This is a genomic window from Caulobacter sp. 05T431 (genome assembly GCF_056665975.1).
Genome location: NZ_JBFTKU010000173.1, coordinates 1 through 375 on the forward strand (window position 1 = coordinate 1; position 375 = coordinate 375).

Genomic DNA, 375 nt, shown 5'->3' on the forward strand with positions numbered 1-375 from the left:
AGGCCGGCCATCTGACCGTAAAGCTGAGCGGCGTCGGTGCCTGCGACGACGAAGGAAAGCAGGGCCAGTGCAACCACGATCGAGACGGTGATAGATGCCAGGTGAGGGGAGTGATGGCGCTTGTGAACCCTGGAGAGATAGGGCGGCAGCGCCCGGTCAGAGCCGATGTTGAACAGGTACCGGGCTATGACGTTATGGGTAGAGATCAGAGCAGCAACACAGGAGGAAGCTACCAGAACCAGCGCGACGTTCGAGAAACCCGGCATGACGAATCGGTCGAGTGCGTCGTTGAACATGCCCGTCGGATTGTTCGTGGCAGTATCCACGGCCTTGGAGCCGTAGGCGCTAACGAGGGCGTAGCAGGACAGGCAGTAC

General features: G+C 60.3%; 1 protein-coding gene. It reads right to left on the reverse strand.

The annotated features are described in order from the left end of the window. A partial coding sequence (locus AC1U89_RS25000; protein WP_479902306.1) for an amino acid permease occupies positions 1 to 326 on the reverse strand: 326 nt, incomplete at its 3' end. Positions 327 to 375: the final 49 nt, after the last annotated feature.